Genomic DNA, 16807 nt, shown 5'->3' on the forward strand with positions numbered 1-16807 from the left:
ACCACAGTAACTTTCTTACATTTTTTGATGTAATTATGTAGTCTCTGTATTTTAATGGGCTACCAACCAGTTATCACCTAAGCCAACTTCAACATCTAAAGGAACTGCTATTTTGTATGCATTTTCCATTTCAGATTTAATGAGTGTTTGCAATTCTTCTAATTCTGGTTTGTAAATGTCAAATACCAATTCATCATGTACTTGCAGTAACATTTTAGACTTGTAATTGCCTTCTTCTAATTTGTTATGAATGTTGATCATGGCTATTTTTATGATATCCGCAGCACTACCTTGAATAGGTGCGTTAACTGCATTTCGCTCTGCAGCACCACGTACTATGGCGTTACTACCATTGATATCTTTTAAATAACGTCTTCTTCCTAAAACAGTTGAAACATAACCATTGTCACGTGCAAAATCTACTTGCTCGCTCATGTAGTTTCTCAACTTTGGGTAGGTCTTGTAGTAGGTGTCTATCAGTTCTTTTGCCTCTTTTCTTGATAGGTCCGTTTGGTTGCTTAATCCGAATGCAGAAACACCATAGATGATACCAAAGTTTACGGTCTTGGCATTGCTACGTTGTTCTCTGGTCACTTCTTCCAAAGGCACATCAAATACTTTTGATGCCGTAGATGCATGAATATCCTCTCCATTTTTAAAAGCTTCTATCATGGTGGTTTCTTCACTTAATGCTGCGATAATACGTAGCTCTATTTGAGAATAATCCGCTGCCAACAAAGTGTAGTTCTCATCTCTTGGAACAAATGCTTTTCTAACTTGTCTACCGCGCTCTGTTCTAATCGGTATGTTCTGTAAATTAGGGTTGTTACTGCTTAAACGACCTGTTGCGGCAACGGTTTGCATATAATCTGTATGCACCCTTCCTGTAGACGGTTCTACTTGTTCTGGTAATGCGTCTACATAGGTACTTTTTAATTTGGCAAGACCTCTATAATCCAATACATTTTGAACAATTTCATGGTCTTTTGCTAAATATGATAAAACATCTTCAGCAGTTGAGTATTGACCGGTTTTGGTCTTTTTAGGCTTATCGACTAGTTTTAGTTTGTCAAATAAAATTTCACCTAACTGTTTTGGTGAACCAATATTGAATTCTTCACCGGCAACCTCGTAAATTTTCTTTTCTAGATGGCTAATGTCATTGTTCAAGTCTTCTGAAAGTGAATTCAAGAATTCTTTGTCTAAATTAATGCCTTCCAATTCCATATCTGCCAAAACTCGTAATAACGGTATTTCAATATCTTGAAATAACTTTTCTGTATTGGCTTCTTTTAATTCGGGTTTAAAATGTTGTGCTAACTGAAAGGTGATATCTGCATCTTCTACCGCATATTCCGTTTGTTTATCTAAGGGAACATCGCGCATGCTCAATTGATTTTTCCCTTTTTTGCCAATAAGTTCAGTGATTGAAACGGGAGTGTAATTTAAATACGTCTCTGCCAAAACATCCATATTATGACGCATATCCGGATTAATTAGATAATGTGCCAACATGGTATCAAACAAAGGACCTTTAACATCAATATTATACTTATCCAATACCTTGATGTCATACTTAAGATTCTGACCTATTTTTTCAATTTCCTCAGACTCAAAGAAAGGGCGTAATTCTTCTAAAAGCGCTTGTGCTTCATCTTTGTTATCTGTAAAAGGAACATAATAGCCTTTTGTTGCTTCCCATGAAAATGCTATCCCTACCAATTCAGCTGTCAATGGATCCAGACCGGTTGTTTCGGTATCAAAACAAACGGAGGTTTGTTTCATTAAGTTCTTAAGAAACAATGTCATTGCCATACCGGGTGCAACACTTTGGTATGCATGCGATACATCTGCAATGGTTTGTCTGCTTGAATAATCTTTTACCGTGGCGCCTGAGTCGGCAGCACTTCCAAATAGCGAGAACTGCCCAGATCCCGCATCTTGTTTTTCTTTTTTTGCCGTTGCCGTGCTTGTTACTTGTGTAACCGTTTCATCTGTTTCTTCCGAGAATATTTTAATGAATTGATCTTTTAGTCTTCTAAATTCTAATTGTTCAAAAATCTCTTGTACTTTTTCAAAATCAGGCACAGAAAGTTCATAGTCTTCCGCATTGAAAGTAACATCGCAATCAATACAAATGGTTGCTAATTTTTTAGAAAGTAAGCCCAATTCTTTGTTGGCTTCTACTTTTTCCTTCATTTTTCCTTTCAGCTGATCCGTATTGGACAGTAGATTTTCCATGGAGCCAAATTGTGCAATGAATTTTTTTGCGGTTTTATCTCCTACGCCTGGTAAGCCAGGTATGTTATCACTGGCATCGCCCATCATGCCCAAATAGTCTATTACCTGTTCAGGTCTTTCTACTCCGAAACGTTTCTGTATTTCTGGTATACCCCAAATTTCAATTCCGTTACCCATTCTCGCTGGGCGGTACATAAAAATGTTTTCAGATACCAACTGACCAAAGTCCTTATCTGGTGTAACCATAAACACTTTGTAGTCTTCCTTTTCTGCTTGTTTTGATAAAGTACCAATAATATCATCTGCTTCCCATCCTTCTAACACTACACAAGGTATGTGCATAGCTTTAAGTATCTCTTGTATATAGGGTACGGCAATCTTTATGGCATCTGGTGTTTCATCTCTGTTAGCCTTGTAATCTGCGAACATTTCTGTTCTTTCTACACTTCCTCCTTTATCGAAACATACCGCTAAATGATCAGGTTTTTCACGTCGAATAACGTCGAATAAAGAATTCATAAATCCCATTATAGCCGAGGTATCCATGCCCTGGGAGTTAATTCTTGGGTTTTTTATAAGTGCGTAATATCCACGAAATATTAGTGCATATGCATCTAGCAAAAAGAGTCTTTTTTGATCTGCCATTATTCAATATTGATTGTAAAAGGTTAAAAGTACAAATTGATCGTGAAACATTAGGGTAGATTTCCCGATTGCTTAACCAATATGTTTCTGTCCTGAAGTAATTTATTTGTTTAAATAACTGTCTGAAGGATTGTTTACATGACCTTCTTTAGTGTATGTTCTATAAGTAAACCCAGGGTGAATGCAATAAGCCCCTGTCTCACCTTTTTTATTAATGGCAATAAAGCCTATTTGAAAATCTTGCTTGTCCTTATTTTTTGCGATTATTCGTTTTACGCCTTCTTCGCATGCTTCTTGTGGCGATTTACCTTGTCGCATTAATTCAACAATTAAAAAACTACCAACCGTTCTTACAACTTCTTCACCAACACCTGTTGCAGTGGCTCCGCCTACCTCATTGTCTACGAAAAGTCCGGCGCCAATAATAGGGGAGTCACCAACCCTTCCTGCCATTTTATAGGCCATGCCACTTGTAGTACATGCCCCGGCAATATCACCGTCGGCATCAATGGCCAACATACCTATGGTGTCATGATTTTCTATATTGATAATTGGTTTGTATTGTGAGGTTTTTTTCCATTCTTCCCATGCTTTTTTGGATTCTTCGGTTAAAAGATCTGTTTTTTTAAATCCTTGTTCGTATGCAAACTGCTCGGCACCTTTACCTGCAAGCATTACATGCGGAGTTTCTTCCATTACTTTTCTAGCGACAGAAATGGGGTTGGCAATATTTTGCATTGCCAGTACGGCGCCACAATTACCATCTTTGTCCATAATACAGGCATCTAACGTAACATTTCCGTCTCTATCGGGTCTGCCGCCATTACCGACGGTACTGTTATTTAAGTCGTTTTCTTCTACCATTACACCTTGGTGAACGGCATCTAGTGCATTACCGCCTTTTTCTAAAACTTGCCAAGCTTTAGCAGTGGCATTACCAAAATTCCATGTACAGATTGCTATTGGTAAAACAGCCTCTTTTTCGGTTCCTATTTCTTCTTTAGGTTCATTAAATGAGGCGAATAGGGGAGTAGATATTACGCCTGCGGCTACAGTGCCCGAATTTCTTAGGAACTTTCTTCTTTTCATGGGTTGGGTTCTTTACTTTTATTGACCTTAAATATAGTAATATGATAGTAGAAGTTTGCGCAAATTCCTTAGAATCTGCCTTGGTTGCCGAACGTGCTGGGGCAGACCGTATTGAGCTGTGTTCGGAGTTGGCTGTTGGTGGGTTGACACCTTCTTATGGATTACTAAAAGCGGTTAAGGACCAAATTTCTATACCTGTTCATGTACTTATTAGACCTCGTAGTGGTAATTTTTCATATACCGATGCAGAAATGGATATAATGCTTTCGGATATTAAGATTTGTGCCGAATTTGGTTTTGCTGGTATTGTAGCGGGAGTTCTTTCAAAAGATTTTTCGTTGGATGTTGATCGTACTAAAAAACTAAAGTTGGCAGCGGGCAATATGAGTTTTACTTTTCATAGGGCATTTGACTGGCTCGTGAATCCTTTTGAAGCATTGTTTGAATTAGAAAATTTACAGGTGAATACCATTTTATCATCTGGACAACAAAGTTCAGCACCTAAGGGTTTAGATTTTTTAACTCGTCTAAAATCAAAAAGCACTACGATACAAATAATGCCGGGTTCTGGAGTTAATGCCGGTAATGTTGATTTGTTTAAAGAAAAAGGTTTTAATGCAGTGCATTTATCAGGTACAGCAATGATGCAGGTATTGCCGTCTAAACCATTAATATCTATGAATTCAAAAGGTTTTTTGAGCGATGACCATATAGCGATTAGCCAATTAGAAAATATTGAGGCAGTGGTTTCCAAGGTTAAATAAAATGTAAATGAGCGCATATACCGCTGTTATACAGATATCTTTGTAAAAAAAACATAACATGATTCGTTGGCTTATTTTCGTTTTGGCATACATGGCCTTAAGTTTTTATGTGTTACAGGCATTAAGGACTATCTCAAAACAACCTTGGTGGTCTTGGATTTACATTGCGGTTTCGCTGGCTGTTATGGTTAATTTTATTTATCAATTCACGGTAGGTGAAGAAACGGGTCGTGTTTTAAGTATACCTAAAAGTTATGCCTTTGGTTTTTTATTGACCATGCTCACCTTTAATTTGATCACTATAATCTTCTTGTTTTCGGAGGATATTTATCGCCTTATTTCCGGATTGTATCAAAAGCTGTATGGTGAAGAAAAACAGTTTGGGTTACCGGCACGCAGACGATTTTTAAGTTTGTTGGCATTAGGTATTGCCGCGATACCTTTTGGGGCTTTGTTGTACGGCATGTACAAAGGGAAATATAATTTTAAAGTGTTACGGTATAACTTGGAATTTGATGATCTACCCGATAGTTTTCATGGGTATCAAATTACCCAAATATCTGACATTCATAGTGGGAGCTTTGATGATCGAAAAAAGATAGAATATGCGGTAGGCCTGATCAATAAACAAAAAAGTGATGTCTTGCTTTTTACAGGTGATATGGTAAATAATATGACTTCTGAAATGGAGCCTTGGGCAGATCTTTTTAGTACGCTTCACGCAAAAGACGGTAAGTTTTCTGTACTGGGAAATCATGACTACGGTGATTACATTCCATGGGAAACGGAAGAGTTAAAACATCAAAATTTAGAAGACCTTAAAAAATTGCAGAAAGATATGGGCTTTGATCTTTTGCTCAATGAACATAGATACCTGCAAAAAGGTGATGATAAAATAGCTTTGGTGGGTGTAGAGAATTGGGGTAAAGGCGGATTCAAAAAAGCAGGAGATCTTAAAAAGGCTTCTGCACAAATACAAGAGAACGATTTTAAAATATTAATGAGCCACGATCCTTCTCATTGGGAAATGGAAGTCATTAAGGATGCTTATCATTATCATTTAACCTTAAGTGGGCATACCCATGGTATGCAATTTGGTATTGAAATACCGGGTTGGGTCAAATGGAGTCCTGTGAAATGGAGGTACCCTTATTGGGCGGGAATATACAAGGAAATGGGTCAGTTTTTAAATGTGAATCGAGGTTTTGGCTTTTTAGGATACCCTGGTAGGGTCGGAATTTGGCCTGAGATTACGGTAATTACTTTGCAAAAGAAGGCATTAACATGATTTTAACCCTTTTACGGGTTTACAAATAGACAGCCGAGAGTAGTATTTTAACAATTTTTATTACATTTGGCTAACATAGAAAAGTATTTTATATGTCCAAATTTGGTGAGCTAATAGATTTAAAGGTACCCGTTCTTCTGGATTTTTATGCAGAGTGGAACGAACAGTCAACTGCAATGCACCCAGTGCTTAGAGATGTAGCTGCGGCTTTAGGTGATAGAGGTAAGGTTATAAAAATTGATGTGGACAAGAATAAAGAACTTTCCCAAGCCTTACGTGTTAAAGGTTTGCCTACACTTATGATCTACAAGAAAGGTGAAATGGTTTGGCGCCAAAGCGGTGAACAAGACGCGAACACCCTTATTGGTATTCTTAAGGAATACGTATAATTTTACCCTTTATTATTTTAAAAGAAAAGAACTTTGGGCTTTCGCCCAAAGCTTATTGTTGTGCCGAAATATCTATAGTATCTTCTAATATATCGGTTCTGGTATTGTCAGGTAATATTGTATCGGAAACTGGCATTGTATCCATCATATCCGGATCTGACCCCAGTACATCTTGTGGCATGCCCATATCGTCTTCATCTTTATAGAAATGCTGGAACTTATCGATATACTCATTGAATATCAATGTTTCTTTTTCGGCAATATCTTCGCTGTCATTAGTAATTACGATATCTATATTACGTCTGTAAGCTTCCATGTCAGCAATGATGTCGTCAATGTTGTTGTATTGTTCGTCTAAGCTGGTAGAAGCGTAATATTCCAACCTTTCTTGATATTTCTTCTTTAATTTTTCGAACAGCGCACGAGCTTTATTGCTTTCGCCTACCTTGTAATATCCATCTACAAATGGTTCTACTAAAGTGTAATAACCAAACTTGTCTACTGGCATATTGGTCAACGATATTTCAATAATATCCTTTGCCTTGTCTATCTTATTTTCCTTGATAAGAGCTTCGGTTAAGCGCGCCAAATTACCTCTGAACGATACACTTTGTATGCGTGTTTGTGTATCGTGGTAGATATCTCCGCCAGAGTTGCCCCAATCCCAACCGGTAACAATATCGTACATCAAATCTGTATCAATACGGCCTAGTTCAAAAGCATTAGGTCTTTCTGTTCTAATAGGCACCAATTTGTAAGCCAATCCATCTAATTGCAAGTAATCTTTCATCCAAAGATATTCGGCATCGTCAAAACTACCTCCAGAGAAGTACAATGGACGTTTCCAATCATTATTGGCCAATATGTCAAGCATCATCATGCTTTTCTTGGTAATGGCACCTGGTAAGTCAATATCAATATAATCTACTATTAAATCGGCATCTTTTTCTTTGACCAAACCACTGCTCAATACATTTTGTTTGCTTACAGGAACCCTTATTTTATTGGTTGGGTAGTAAACTATGTTTTGGGTATCTTCAGAATATTGGCTTAAATCTGCACCATTTTGCTCAAATAAATACTTAAGCTTTGTTCTTGGTTTGTCGCTGTCGATCCAATTGATAAAATCTTTAATAGGCCATCTGTTTTCTGTAATACCTTGGTGGTACAATACATCTCTAGATCCCCATCTATATTTTTCATGTGTAATTTGTGAAGGTATTGGTGCACTCTCGTAAGCGGCCGATTTCATTTGGTCAACGTACCAATCTGTCTCAAAAAGGCTGGTACAAACAATACGAACATCTGTTCTGTAATGTTCAATTTCTTGGGCATACCAAATAGGGAACGTATCATTATCACCAATAGTGAATAATATAGCTCCCACATCTTCTTGACAAGAATCTAAATATGCCTTTGCAGATGAATTAGCTGTAAAACGATTTGATCTGTCGTGGTCGTCCCAATTCTGTACCGCCATTACTGTAGGTACGGCAAGTAATGTTACAACTACGACTACGGGTGCTAGTATTTTAGGGGTAATCCAATCTTTAAATCCGTCGTATAGTCCGTAGACACCTATTCCTATCCAAAGTGCGAATACGTAGAATGAACCTACTAGAGAATAATCACGTTCGCGAGGTTGAAAAATGCCTGGGTTGGTGTAAAATTGAATTGCCAATCCTGTAAACAAGAAGAAGATTAGTAATACCCAAAATTGCTTCTTGTCTTTAGAGACCTGAAAAACAATGCCTATTATTCCTAGAATTAACGGTAAAAAGAAATAGGTATTTCTACCAGGATTGTTCTTTATGTCGCTAGGCAAATTATCTTGACTTCCTAAGCGCCAGCTGTCTATAAAATTGATGCCGCTTAACCAATTTCCATTCTCATTATAACGTCCTTGTACATCATTCTGTTTTCCAACAAAATTCCACATAAAGTAACGTAAATACATGTAGTTGAACTGAAATTCAATCATGTATTCAATGTTGTCCCACAATGTTGGTGGCTGTACTTCGATGTACTCATCAAAACGCTTTAAAAAACTTATGTATTGATCTGCGCCAATTTCGCCATTTGCAAAACCTATTTTAACTTGCTCTGCTGCCTGTCTCAATTCTTGGTTTGGTTGGGTGATTCTAAAATCTAAGGCACCAAAATAACGCATGTAATTCTCTGCATTTTGAGAGCTCCACATTCTAGGTAGCAATCCTTGATGCTTGGGGTTGGGGCCTTGTATAGCGTCTTTGTATTTGTTTACTATGATATATTTGCCAAGCGTATAGTCCTTCTCATATTTAGGCTTGCCATCTTGATCTTCACCAGGCGCGGCAAACATATCCGAATAGTATGTTCCGTAAACAGGGCTGTCTACACCTGGGTATTGTTCTCTGTTATAGTAAGCAAGAAGAGCACGTGCATCTTCCGGATTGTTCTCGTTGATAACCACTTTGGCATTTGCTCGAATTGGTAACATTAGCCATGATGAAAATCCTAAGAACAGAAACATCATGCATAAAACAATGGTGTTTGCAGTTTTGTAGTTGTTTTTGCGAGTATAGTTTAGGCTTAAGTAAAAGGCTGCAATAAACAATAAGCCAATGATAATAGACCCCGAATTAAACGGAAGTCCAATGCTGTTTATGAAAAAGACCTCTCCCCATCCAAATACTTTTAATACGTAGGTCAATGAGAATTTATAAACCAGCATTAATATAGCGATTACAATAATGTTCGCCAGTAAAAAATTCTTTACCGTAGTTTTTTTGTATGTTTTAAAATAGTATAACAGACCAATTGAAGGAATAGCCAAAAAGCCCATAAATTGAATACCAAAGGTAAGTCCTACCACAAATGAAATTAAAACGATCCATCTATTTCCTCTAGGGTCGTCTAAATTATCTGTCCATTTAAGACCTAGCCATAACAAAAGTGCCATTATAAAACTGGCCATGGCGTAAACCTCTGTTTCCACGGCATTGAACCAAAAACTGTCTGAATATGTAAAGGCAAGTGACCCAACTAAAGCACTGCCAAATACCGCGATGGCCTTACTATTGGTAAACGGACCATCTTTGTCTATCAATTTTCTGGTAATGTTAGTAATCGTCCAGAACATGAATAAAATGGTAAATGCGCTAGATACACCAGACACTAAATTTACCATCATAGCTACTTGATTGGGTTCTAATGCGAACATAGCAAAGAAAGCACCGATCATTTGCAATAGGGGAGCCCCTGGTGGGTGACCAACCTGCAGCTTGGCAGCTGTGGCTATATATTCCCCCGCATCCCAAAAACTATTTGTGGGTTCAACGGTAATATAATACGTTATAAGGGCTATAAAAAATACGGACCATCCTAGTATGGTGTTCCACTTTTGGTAGTTCTTTGAAAACATGAAGCTTGGGTTAAACCTAAGTGGCGAATTTACTAATTAATATAGAAAGGAATAAACTATTTTTATAAACCTTTAACATGAAGCAATAAAGATTTTTTCAATTTTTACTGTAAAAAATATTTGGTGAAACCAAACTTTGTTTTAAATTTGCAGCCTCTTAATAGGTATTGGCCCATGGTGTAATGGTAACACTCCGGTTTTTGGTACCGTCATTCAAGGTTCGAGTCCTTGTGGGCCAACTAAGAGAACAATGAAATCCTAATATCAACCGATATTAGGATTTTTCATTTTTATGACCTGTGTCATTTTTTCTAAAATAAATTTGAATGAAATTTGATCGATCATATAACTTTCCATATGTTAATGTGAAGAAATGGTTAACTGTGTGTCAGTAATTTTGTACATTTAATCTAATAACGTTACAAATTCATCGGAAAAGAAACCATTTCGATATCGTTATTATATACTTTAGTACCCTAAAGAACTTAACCTTATGAAACTCTCTCCAAAAGTTTTAAAGATATTATTAATTGTTGTTGTGCTTGGATTTGGAATAGGATTCTATCTTCAGGATGTTAAGCATGAAGAAAGTACTTCCCATGCTTGGAAGGCGAATCGTTATAATTTAGAGCGATTCAATAAAATAATGGAGTACAATAATAAAATGAACTCCACTAACTGGAGAGTACTCAAAGATAGTATTGACCAACAATTGGATACATTGATGATACTTCGTTTTCGTAAAGAAGTCGATAGTTTAGAAGATGCAGAGCCTCAAGCTTATGAAGAGCATCAAGAGCAACATGCTTCTTTTGGTCTTCAATAGTTGAAATAGGTGTTTTTTTGCTTTAATCTTAATGTTCTTTGAATGTATTGGTCTGATGATTTTCATCATCATTACTTGTAGAAGACGTAGTATTAGAAACTCGAACGGCATCTTCAGCTAAATTTCTTTCCAAAATCTCCTCGTCCAATTCATCTAAGAGTGTACCCATTTTACGTTTGTCTTTTATCATAGCCCATGTCATAACAAGGCTTGTAGCGATTATAACAAAGAGTAAAATACCAGATTCAAAGCCCTCAATTTGTGCTTCCATGGGTATCGCGTAAAATAGAAGTACGGTAATTAGTCCTCTTGGTGCTATAAATAATTGAGGTAGCATGTCTTTACCTACAAATATCATTAGTATAATGAAGCGTATAGCATATATCGATGCTATAATCAGTAAACTGACAATGGCTACATTAATGCTTAACAGTGATGATAGTACAATAGTGATACCAAATATGACAAAGAAAAACGTTCTTACTACAAATGCTGTTTCAAGGGTTACAATATGTAGTTCGTGATATATTTGTTGCATTCGCTCAGATTCTAGAAAGATTTTTGTTTTACCCGGAAAAAATAAATTCACATTTTTTACGATCAATCCGAAAACGAGTATAATGATTAAAGAAGATAAATGCATCTTTTTACCAATAGCATAAAGTAGAAGAAGAACTGCTATAAGTAGAAATAATTTTGCCTGACTTTTGATTTTTTGAAACACTAATATAATGGCATAGCTGGCAACAAGGGCTATTACAACAGTGAGTAGTAGGTTTAAAGCAAATCCGCTTGCGCCGGTGTCTTCTGCCGGGTTTAATTTCCCCGTTAAGAAGTAAAACATCATAATCCCCATAATGTCAGAAAAGGTGCTTTCATAAATATGGAATTCCTTCTTTTCCTCACTTAAACCACTAACACTCGGAATTATGATCGCACTGGAAAGTATTGATAATGGAGTAGCGTAGAGCCAGGCAGACTGCATCGTCATGTTGGGTATAAATTGATATAGTATTAATGCGGCAACATAAGCAGACCCTACTAAACCTATTAAAGCGATAGCCATTGATTTAAGAATAGGGATCAGCTTTTCTCTTTTTAGTTCTAATTCTAAAGCAGCTTCAAGAACGATCATTATTAAACCAACGGTCCCTAGAATTTCTAAAGAACCTTTAAAATCTGGTATTTCTGGAATAAAGAATTCAAGACCTATTTTAATGAGTATGCCCAGTACAATGAGCATTAATACTGCCGGAATATTTGTCTTCTTTGAGATGCCGTTAAAAAAGAATGACAAAACTACAATTAAAGATGCTCCAATAATTAGGTTGTACGAGGATAGAATTTCCATGAAGGGTTATTTTGGTTGGTGTTCTGTTAAAAATAAGATTTTTTCTAAAAAGCTATAATTGAAACAAGATTTATTATTTTATATAATTGTTTTCAAAATGAATGAATTAGGTGTTGGTGTGGTATTGTAGGAAATTAATTTTGTTGTATATTTGCAAAGCTGAAAGGATATAAAAGTATTCATGAGGGGACAATTAGTCCCCTCTTTTATTACTTATTATTTATGCTAAAGGAAAAAGTAAAAGAATTATTGGAACAAGGTCTTCAAGAAGATCCCTCCCTATTTTTAATCGATTTCACAATGGGTGCTGATAATAGCATTCATGTGGTAATAGACGGTGACCATGGGGTTACGGTCAGTGATTGTATAAAAATCAGTAGGGCGATCGAGCATAATTTAGACCGTGATGAACACGATTTTTCCCTAGAGGTTGCTTCTGCTGGTGCAGCTGCACCTTTGGTTATGCCTCGTCAATATTTAAAAAATGTTGGTAGAAAACTTGAAGTTCGCACAAACGATAATAAGTTTGAGGGAAATTTGACCGCAGTAAATGATGATTCTATTGTTTTGGAATGGAAAGCTAGGGAGCCTAAGCCAATAGGTAAGGGGAAAGTGACCGTTCAGAAAAAAGAAGAAGTAAATTTTTCAGATATTATTAAAGCAAAAGTTGTATTAAAATTTTAATTGTAATTACCAATGGAAAATATTGCGTTAATTGAATCTTTCTCAGAGTTTAAGGACGATAAGTTCATAGACAGGGTAACATTGATGGCCATTTTGGAAGATGTTTTTAGAAATGCGCTGAAAAAGAAATTTGGTTCAGATGATAACTTTGATATCATTATTAACCCAGATAAAGGTGATTTGGAAATTTGGAGAAACCGTGTCGTTGTAAATGATGGAGAGGTTGAAGAGCCAAATGAGGAGATTTCATTGTCCGCTGCTCGTAAAATTGAGCCAGATTTTGAAGTTGGTGAAGATGTATCTGAAGAAGTAAAGTTAATTGACCTGGGTAGAAGGGCTATTTTGGCATTGCGTCAAAATTTGATTTCTAAAATCCATGAGCATGATAATACAACCATCTACAAGCACTTTAAGGACTTAGAGGGTGAAATATATACTGCAGAGGTGCACCATATTCGTCATAAGGCCATAATTTTGCTTGATGATGAAGGTAATGAAATCATTTTGCCTAAAGACAGACAGATTCCTTCAGATTTCTTCCGTAAAGGTGATAATGTTAGGGGTGTTATTGAAAGTGTAGAATTGAAAGGAGCAAAACCGACCATTATAATGTCTAGAAGCTCGCCTAAATTCTTGGAGCAATTGTTCTTCCAAGAAATACCAGAGGTTTTTGATGGTTTGATTACGGTTAAGAAAGCTGTTAGAATACCAGGGGAAAAGGCTAAGGTAGCTGTTGATTCTTATGACGATCGTATTGATCCTGTAGGTGCCTGTGTAGGTATGAAAGGGTCAAGAATTCATGGTATTGTTCGTGAATTGGGTAATGAGAATATTGATGTGATTAACTGGACGGCAAATCCACAGTTGTTGGTTACTAGGGCATTGAGTCCGGCTAGGGTTTCTTCGGTGAAATTGAACGATGAGAAAATGACTGCCCAGGTGTACTTGAAACCTGAAGAGGTTTCTAAGGCAATTGGTAGAGGTGGTCATAACATTAGATTAGCTGGTCAATTAACTGGTTATGAAATAGATGTGTTCCGTGAAGGTGTAGAGGAAGATGTTGAATTAACAGAGTTCTCTGATGAAATCGATGCATGGATTATAGATGAATTCAAGAAAATTGGATTCGATACAGCTCGTAGCGTCTTAGAGCAAGATGTTGACGATTTAGTGAAACGTACAGATTTAGAAGAGGAAACAATTTTAGAAGTTGTGCGTATCCTAAAAGAAGAATTAGAAGATTAGCTATATATTAGCACTTAAATAAAAGAACGGGAATCAGTATTTATGGCAGACAATGCGAAAATAAGGCTTAATAAAGTTCTTCGTGAACTTAATATTTCCTTGGACAGGGCAGTGGACTTTCTTAATGGGAAAGGGCATGATGTGGAAGCGAGGCCTACCACTAAAATTTCCGATGATGTTTATCAGGTTTTACTTGACGAGTTCCAAACGGATAAGAGTAAAAAGGTTGCATCTAAGGAAGTTGGAGAGGAAAAACGTAAGGAGAAGGAGGCAATTCGAGTTCAATTGGAAAAAGAACAGGAAGATCGTCGCTTGGCCCGTGAGCGAAGAAATTCTGAAGCTGAAGACAAAACTTTGGTTGGCAAAGTAGAGTTGACCGGTCCTAAAATGGTCGGAAAAATTGACCTTAATCCAAAGAAAAAGGAAGAGGAAGAACCTGTGAAGGAAACTCCTAAGTCTGAAGAAAAGGTTGCTTCTAAGGTTGAAGAAAAAGCTGAGCCAAAGGCAGAGGTTAAAGAAACTAGAAAAGTTGTTCTTAAAGGACCTAAAATAGTGTCTCAGCCTGTGCAAAAAACAGAGGACAAGAAAGAAACACCTAAAGTTGAGGCTCCAAAAGCTGAAAAGCCTAAAAAAGAAGAGCCTAAGAAAGAGGAGGCTAAAGCTGCTGAAACGGAATCTAATCCAGAGAATGAAGCACCAAAAACAATAGAGACTCAATATCAAAAATTATCGGGTCCTAAAATTGCAGGTGAAAAAATTGACCTAAGTAAGTTTGAGAAGCCTAAGAAGAAAAAAGAAGAAAAAAAGGCTTCAGATAAATCAAATACCGATCGTAAAAAGAGACGTAGAAGAATTGTTACAAAAAATCCTTCTGGTCCGGGTCAAAATAGAAACACTGGAAAACCAGGTGATAGAAATAAAGGTAGAGGTAGATTTGCGCCAGTTGCAAAAGTAGAGCCTACCGAAGAAGATGTTCAAAAGCAAGTACGTGAGACCTTAGAAAAACTTCAGGGTAAATCTAAAAAGGGTAAGGGTGCTAAATATAGAAGAAGTAAAAGAGATCAGCACCGTGAGCAGACGGAGAAAGATCTAGAGAAACAAGAATTAGAGAACAAAATTCTTAAGGTTACCGAGTTTGTTACGGCAAGCGAGGTTGCTACCATGATGGGGGTTTCTACGACCGAGATTATTTCGGCTTGTATGTCTTTAGGTATTATGGTGACCATGAACCAGCGTTTAGACGCCGAAACATTGTCTATCGTTGCTGAAGAATTTGGTTACGAAGTAGATTTCGTTACTGCAGATATTGAAGAAAGTATTGTTGAGGAGGAGGATGCTCCTGAAGATTTAGAGCACAGAGCTCCTATCGTAACCGTAATGGGTCACGTGGATCATGGTAAAACTTCATTGTTGGATTACATCCGTAAGGAAAATGTAATTGCCGGTGAAAGTGGTGGTATTACGCAACACATTGGTGCATATGGTGTTTCTTTGGAGAACGGAGAGCGTATAGCTTTCTTGGATACACCAGGTCACGAGGCGTTTACCGCGATGCGTGCAAGAGGTGCTCAAGTGACTGATATTGCTATTATCGTTGTAGCGGCTGATGATGATATTATGCCACAAACGAAGGAAGCGATTAGTCATGCTCAGGCAGCTGGGGTTCCTATCATTTTTGCAATAAACAAAGTAGATAAGCCAACAGCTAATCCTGATAAAATTAAGGAAGGTTTAGCGCAAATGAACTTATTGGTAGAAGATTGGGGTGGTAAAATACAATCACATGATATTTCTGCTAAAACTGGTTTGGGTGTAAAAGAATTATTAGAAAAAGTATTGCTTGAAGCAGAATTATTGGAGCTGAAGGCAAATCCAGATAAACTTGCTACCGGTACGGTTGTGGAGGCTTTCCTTGATAAAGGAAAAGGTTATGTATCTACTGTGTTGGTGCAATCTGGTACACTTAAAATTGGAGATTATGTATTGGCCGGTACCACTAGTGGTAAGATAAAAGCTATGCAAGATGAAAGGGGTAATAATATTAAGTCCGCCGGTCCGTCTACTCCAATATCGATATTAGGTCTTGATGGTGCTTCGCAAGCGGGTGATAAGTTCTATGTATTGGAAGATGAGCGTGAGGCAAAACAAATAGCTTCAAGAAGATCTCAATTACAACGTGAGCAATCTGTAAGAACGCAGCGTCATATTACTTTAGATGAAATTGGACGTAGAATTGCGTTAGGTGATTTCAAAGAACTTAACATTATACTTAAAGGTGATGTTGATGGTTCTGTTGAAGCACTTACCGATTCTTTCCAGAAATTGTCTACTGATGAAATTCAAGTTAATATTATACATAAAGCAGTTGGTCCTATTACGGAATCGGATGTGTTGTTAGCTTCTGCGTCAGATGCGGTAATTATTGGTTTTAATGTAAGACCGATGGGTAATGCCAAAGCAATTGCCGAGAAAGAGGAAATAGATATCCGTATGTATTCCATTATTTACTCTGCGATCAATGATCTTAAAGATGCAATGGAGGGTATGTTATCGCCTGAAATGAAAGAGGAGATTTCTGGTACTGCTGAAATTAGAGAGACATTTAAAATCTCGAAGGTGGGTACTATTGCCGGATGTATGGTAACTAGTGGTAAAATCTTTAGAAATTCTAATATTAGATTGATACGTGACGGTGTAGTAATTTACACAGGAACATTATCTTCTTTAAAACGTTTTAAAGATGATGTTAGAGAAGTTGCTAAGGGTTACGATTGTGGACTTCAGATTAAGAATTACAATGATATCAATGAGGGTGATATTGTTGAGGCTTTCCAAGAGGTTGCTGTTAAGAAGAAGTTGAAATCCAAATAAATAATATCTAA

General features: G+C 37.0%; 11 protein-coding genes and 1 tRNA gene. 8 read left to right on the forward strand and 4 right to left on the reverse strand.

What is annotated here, in order from left to right:
* Positions 1–51: 51 nt before the first annotated feature.
* A complete protein-coding gene (gene polA / locus EXIGUO8A_RS09880; protein WP_159302999.1) occupies positions 52–2886 on the reverse strand; it encodes a DNA polymerase I in 2835 nt (944 codons plus the stop codon).
* Positions 2887–2988: 102 nt separating this feature from the next.
* The gene (locus EXIGUO8A_RS09885; RefSeq protein ID WP_159303000.1) at positions 2989–3975 is read right to left on the reverse strand and encodes an isoaspartyl peptidase/L-asparaginase family protein; all 987 of its coding nucleotides are present in this window, start codon (positions 3973–3975) and stop codon (positions 2989–2991) included.
* 41 nt (positions 3976–4016) lie between these two features.
* Here EXIGUO8A_RS09885 and EXIGUO8A_RS09890 point away from each other — a divergent pair, with 41 nt between their 5' ends.
* The 3 genes from EXIGUO8A_RS09890 to EXIGUO8A_RS09900 all read left to right on the forward strand — a co-directional run bounded on the left by EXIGUO8A_RS09890 (position 4017) and on the right by EXIGUO8A_RS09900 (position 6416).
* Complete coding sequence (locus tag EXIGUO8A_RS09890; RefSeq protein WP_159303001.1) at positions 4017–4739, forward strand: copper homeostasis protein CutC; 723 nt, start codon at positions 4017–4019, stop codon at positions 4737–4739.
* Between the two features lie 58 nt (positions 4740–4797).
* Positions 4798–6027: a metallophosphoesterase gene (locus EXIGUO8A_RS09895; protein WP_159303002.1), complete on the forward strand. Its 1230-nt coding sequence runs from the start codon at positions 4798–4800 to the stop codon at positions 6025–6027.
* A 92-nt stretch (positions 6028–6119) separates the two neighbouring features.
* On the forward strand, positions 6120–6416 hold the full coding sequence (locus tag EXIGUO8A_RS09900) for a thioredoxin family protein (protein WP_058103959.1): 297 nt from the start codon (positions 6120–6122) through the stop codon (positions 6414–6416).
* A gap of 52 nt (positions 6417–6468) precedes the next feature.
* On the opposite strand, the gene EXIGUO8A_RS09905 is transcribed toward EXIGUO8A_RS09900, so the two are convergent.
* On the reverse strand, positions 6469–9819 hold the full coding sequence (locus EXIGUO8A_RS09905) for a glycosyltransferase family 117 protein (RefSeq protein ID WP_159303003.1): 3351 nt from the start codon (positions 9817–9819) through the stop codon (positions 6469–6471).
* Positions 9820–9987: 168 nt separating this feature from the next.
* Here EXIGUO8A_RS09905 and EXIGUO8A_RS09910 point away from each other — a divergent pair.
* Both EXIGUO8A_RS09910 and EXIGUO8A_RS09915 read left to right on the forward strand, forming a co-directional pair.
* Positions 9988–10058: transfer RNA gene (locus tag EXIGUO8A_RS09910), tRNA-Gln, on the forward strand.
* A gap of 254 nt (positions 10059–10312) precedes the next feature.
* Positions 10313–10645, forward strand: a complete 333-nt coding sequence (locus EXIGUO8A_RS09915) for a hypothetical protein (protein WP_159303004.1) — start codon at positions 10313–10315, stop codon at positions 10643–10645.
* Between the two features lie 28 nt (positions 10646–10673).
* Here EXIGUO8A_RS09915 and EXIGUO8A_RS09920 read toward each other — a convergent pair whose 3' ends face one another.
* Positions 10674–11996 (reverse strand): cation:proton antiporter domain-containing protein, encoded by a 1323-nt coding sequence (locus EXIGUO8A_RS09920; RefSeq protein WP_159303005.1) that lies wholly within the window; start codon positions 11994–11996, stop codon positions 10674–10676.
* 222 nt (positions 11997–12218) lie between these two features.
* Between EXIGUO8A_RS09920 and rimP the strand changes: the two genes are divergently transcribed.
* The 3 genes from rimP to infB are packed head-to-tail and all read left to right on the forward strand — an operon-like array spanning position 12219 to position 16796.
* Positions 12219–12680 (forward strand): ribosome assembly cofactor RimP, encoded by a 462-nt coding sequence (gene rimP / locus EXIGUO8A_RS09925; protein WP_116770301.1) that lies wholly within the window; start codon positions 12219–12221, stop codon positions 12678–12680.
* 12 nt (positions 12681–12692) lie between these two features.
* Positions 12693–13925, forward strand: coding sequence for a transcription termination factor NusA (nusA, locus tag EXIGUO8A_RS09930; RefSeq protein WP_116770302.1), 1233 nt, complete (start codon positions 12693–12695; stop codon positions 13923–13925).
* 42 nt (positions 13926–13967) lie between these two features.
* Positions 13968–16796, forward strand: coding sequence for a translation initiation factor IF-2 (gene infB / locus EXIGUO8A_RS09935; protein ID WP_159303006.1), 2829 nt, complete (start codon positions 13968–13970; stop codon positions 16794–16796).
* Positions 16797–16807: the final 11 nt, after the last annotated feature.

The sequence above is a fragment of the Maribacter litoralis genome (assembly GCF_902506355.1).
GTDB lineage: Bacteria > Bacteroidota > Bacteroidia > Flavobacteriales > Flavobacteriaceae > Maribacter > Maribacter litoralis.

What these genes read in the sequence shown, in the direction of transcription:
- EXIGUO8A_RS09885 (WP_159303000.1), bottom strand. Translation starts at nt 3,975, where the DNA reads ATGAAAAGAAGAAAGTTCCTAAGAAATTCGGGCACTGTAGCCGCAGGC.
- rimP (WP_116770301.1), top strand. Translation starts at nt 12,219, where the DNA reads ATGCTAAAGGAAAAAGTAAAAGAATTATTGGAACAAGGTCTTCAAGAA.
- EXIGUO8A_RS09895 (WP_159303002.1), top strand. Translation starts at nt 4,798, where the DNA reads ATGATTCGTTGGCTTATTTTCGTTTTGGCATACATGGCCTTAAGTTTT.
- nusA (WP_116770302.1), top strand. Translation starts at nt 12,693, where the DNA reads ATGGAAAATATTGCGTTAATTGAATCTTTCTCAGAGTTTAAGGACGAT.
- EXIGUO8A_RS09890 (WP_159303001.1), top strand. Translation starts at nt 4,017, where the DNA reads ATGATAGTAGAAGTTTGCGCAAATTCCTTAGAATCTGCCTTGGTTGCC.
- EXIGUO8A_RS09920 (WP_159303005.1), bottom strand. Translation starts at nt 11,996, where the DNA reads ATGGAAATTCTATCCTCGTACAACCTAATTATTGGAGCATCTTTAATT.
- polA (WP_159302999.1), bottom strand. Translation starts at nt 2,886, where the DNA reads ATGGCAGATCAAAAAAGACTCTTTTTGCTAGATGCATATGCACTAATA.
- EXIGUO8A_RS09915 (WP_159303004.1), top strand. Translation starts at nt 10,313, where the DNA reads ATGAAACTCTCTCCAAAAGTTTTAAAGATATTATTAATTGTTGTTGTG.
- EXIGUO8A_RS09900 (WP_058103959.1), top strand. Translation starts at nt 6,120, where the DNA reads ATGTCCAAATTTGGTGAGCTAATAGATTTAAAGGTACCCGTTCTTCTG.
- EXIGUO8A_RS09905 (WP_159303003.1), bottom strand. Translation starts at nt 9,819, where the DNA reads ATGTTTTCAAAGAACTACCAAAAGTGGAACACCATACTAGGATGGTCC.
- infB (WP_159303006.1), top strand. Translation starts at nt 13,968, where the DNA reads ATGGCAGACAATGCGAAAATAAGGCTTAATAAAGTTCTTCGTGAACTT.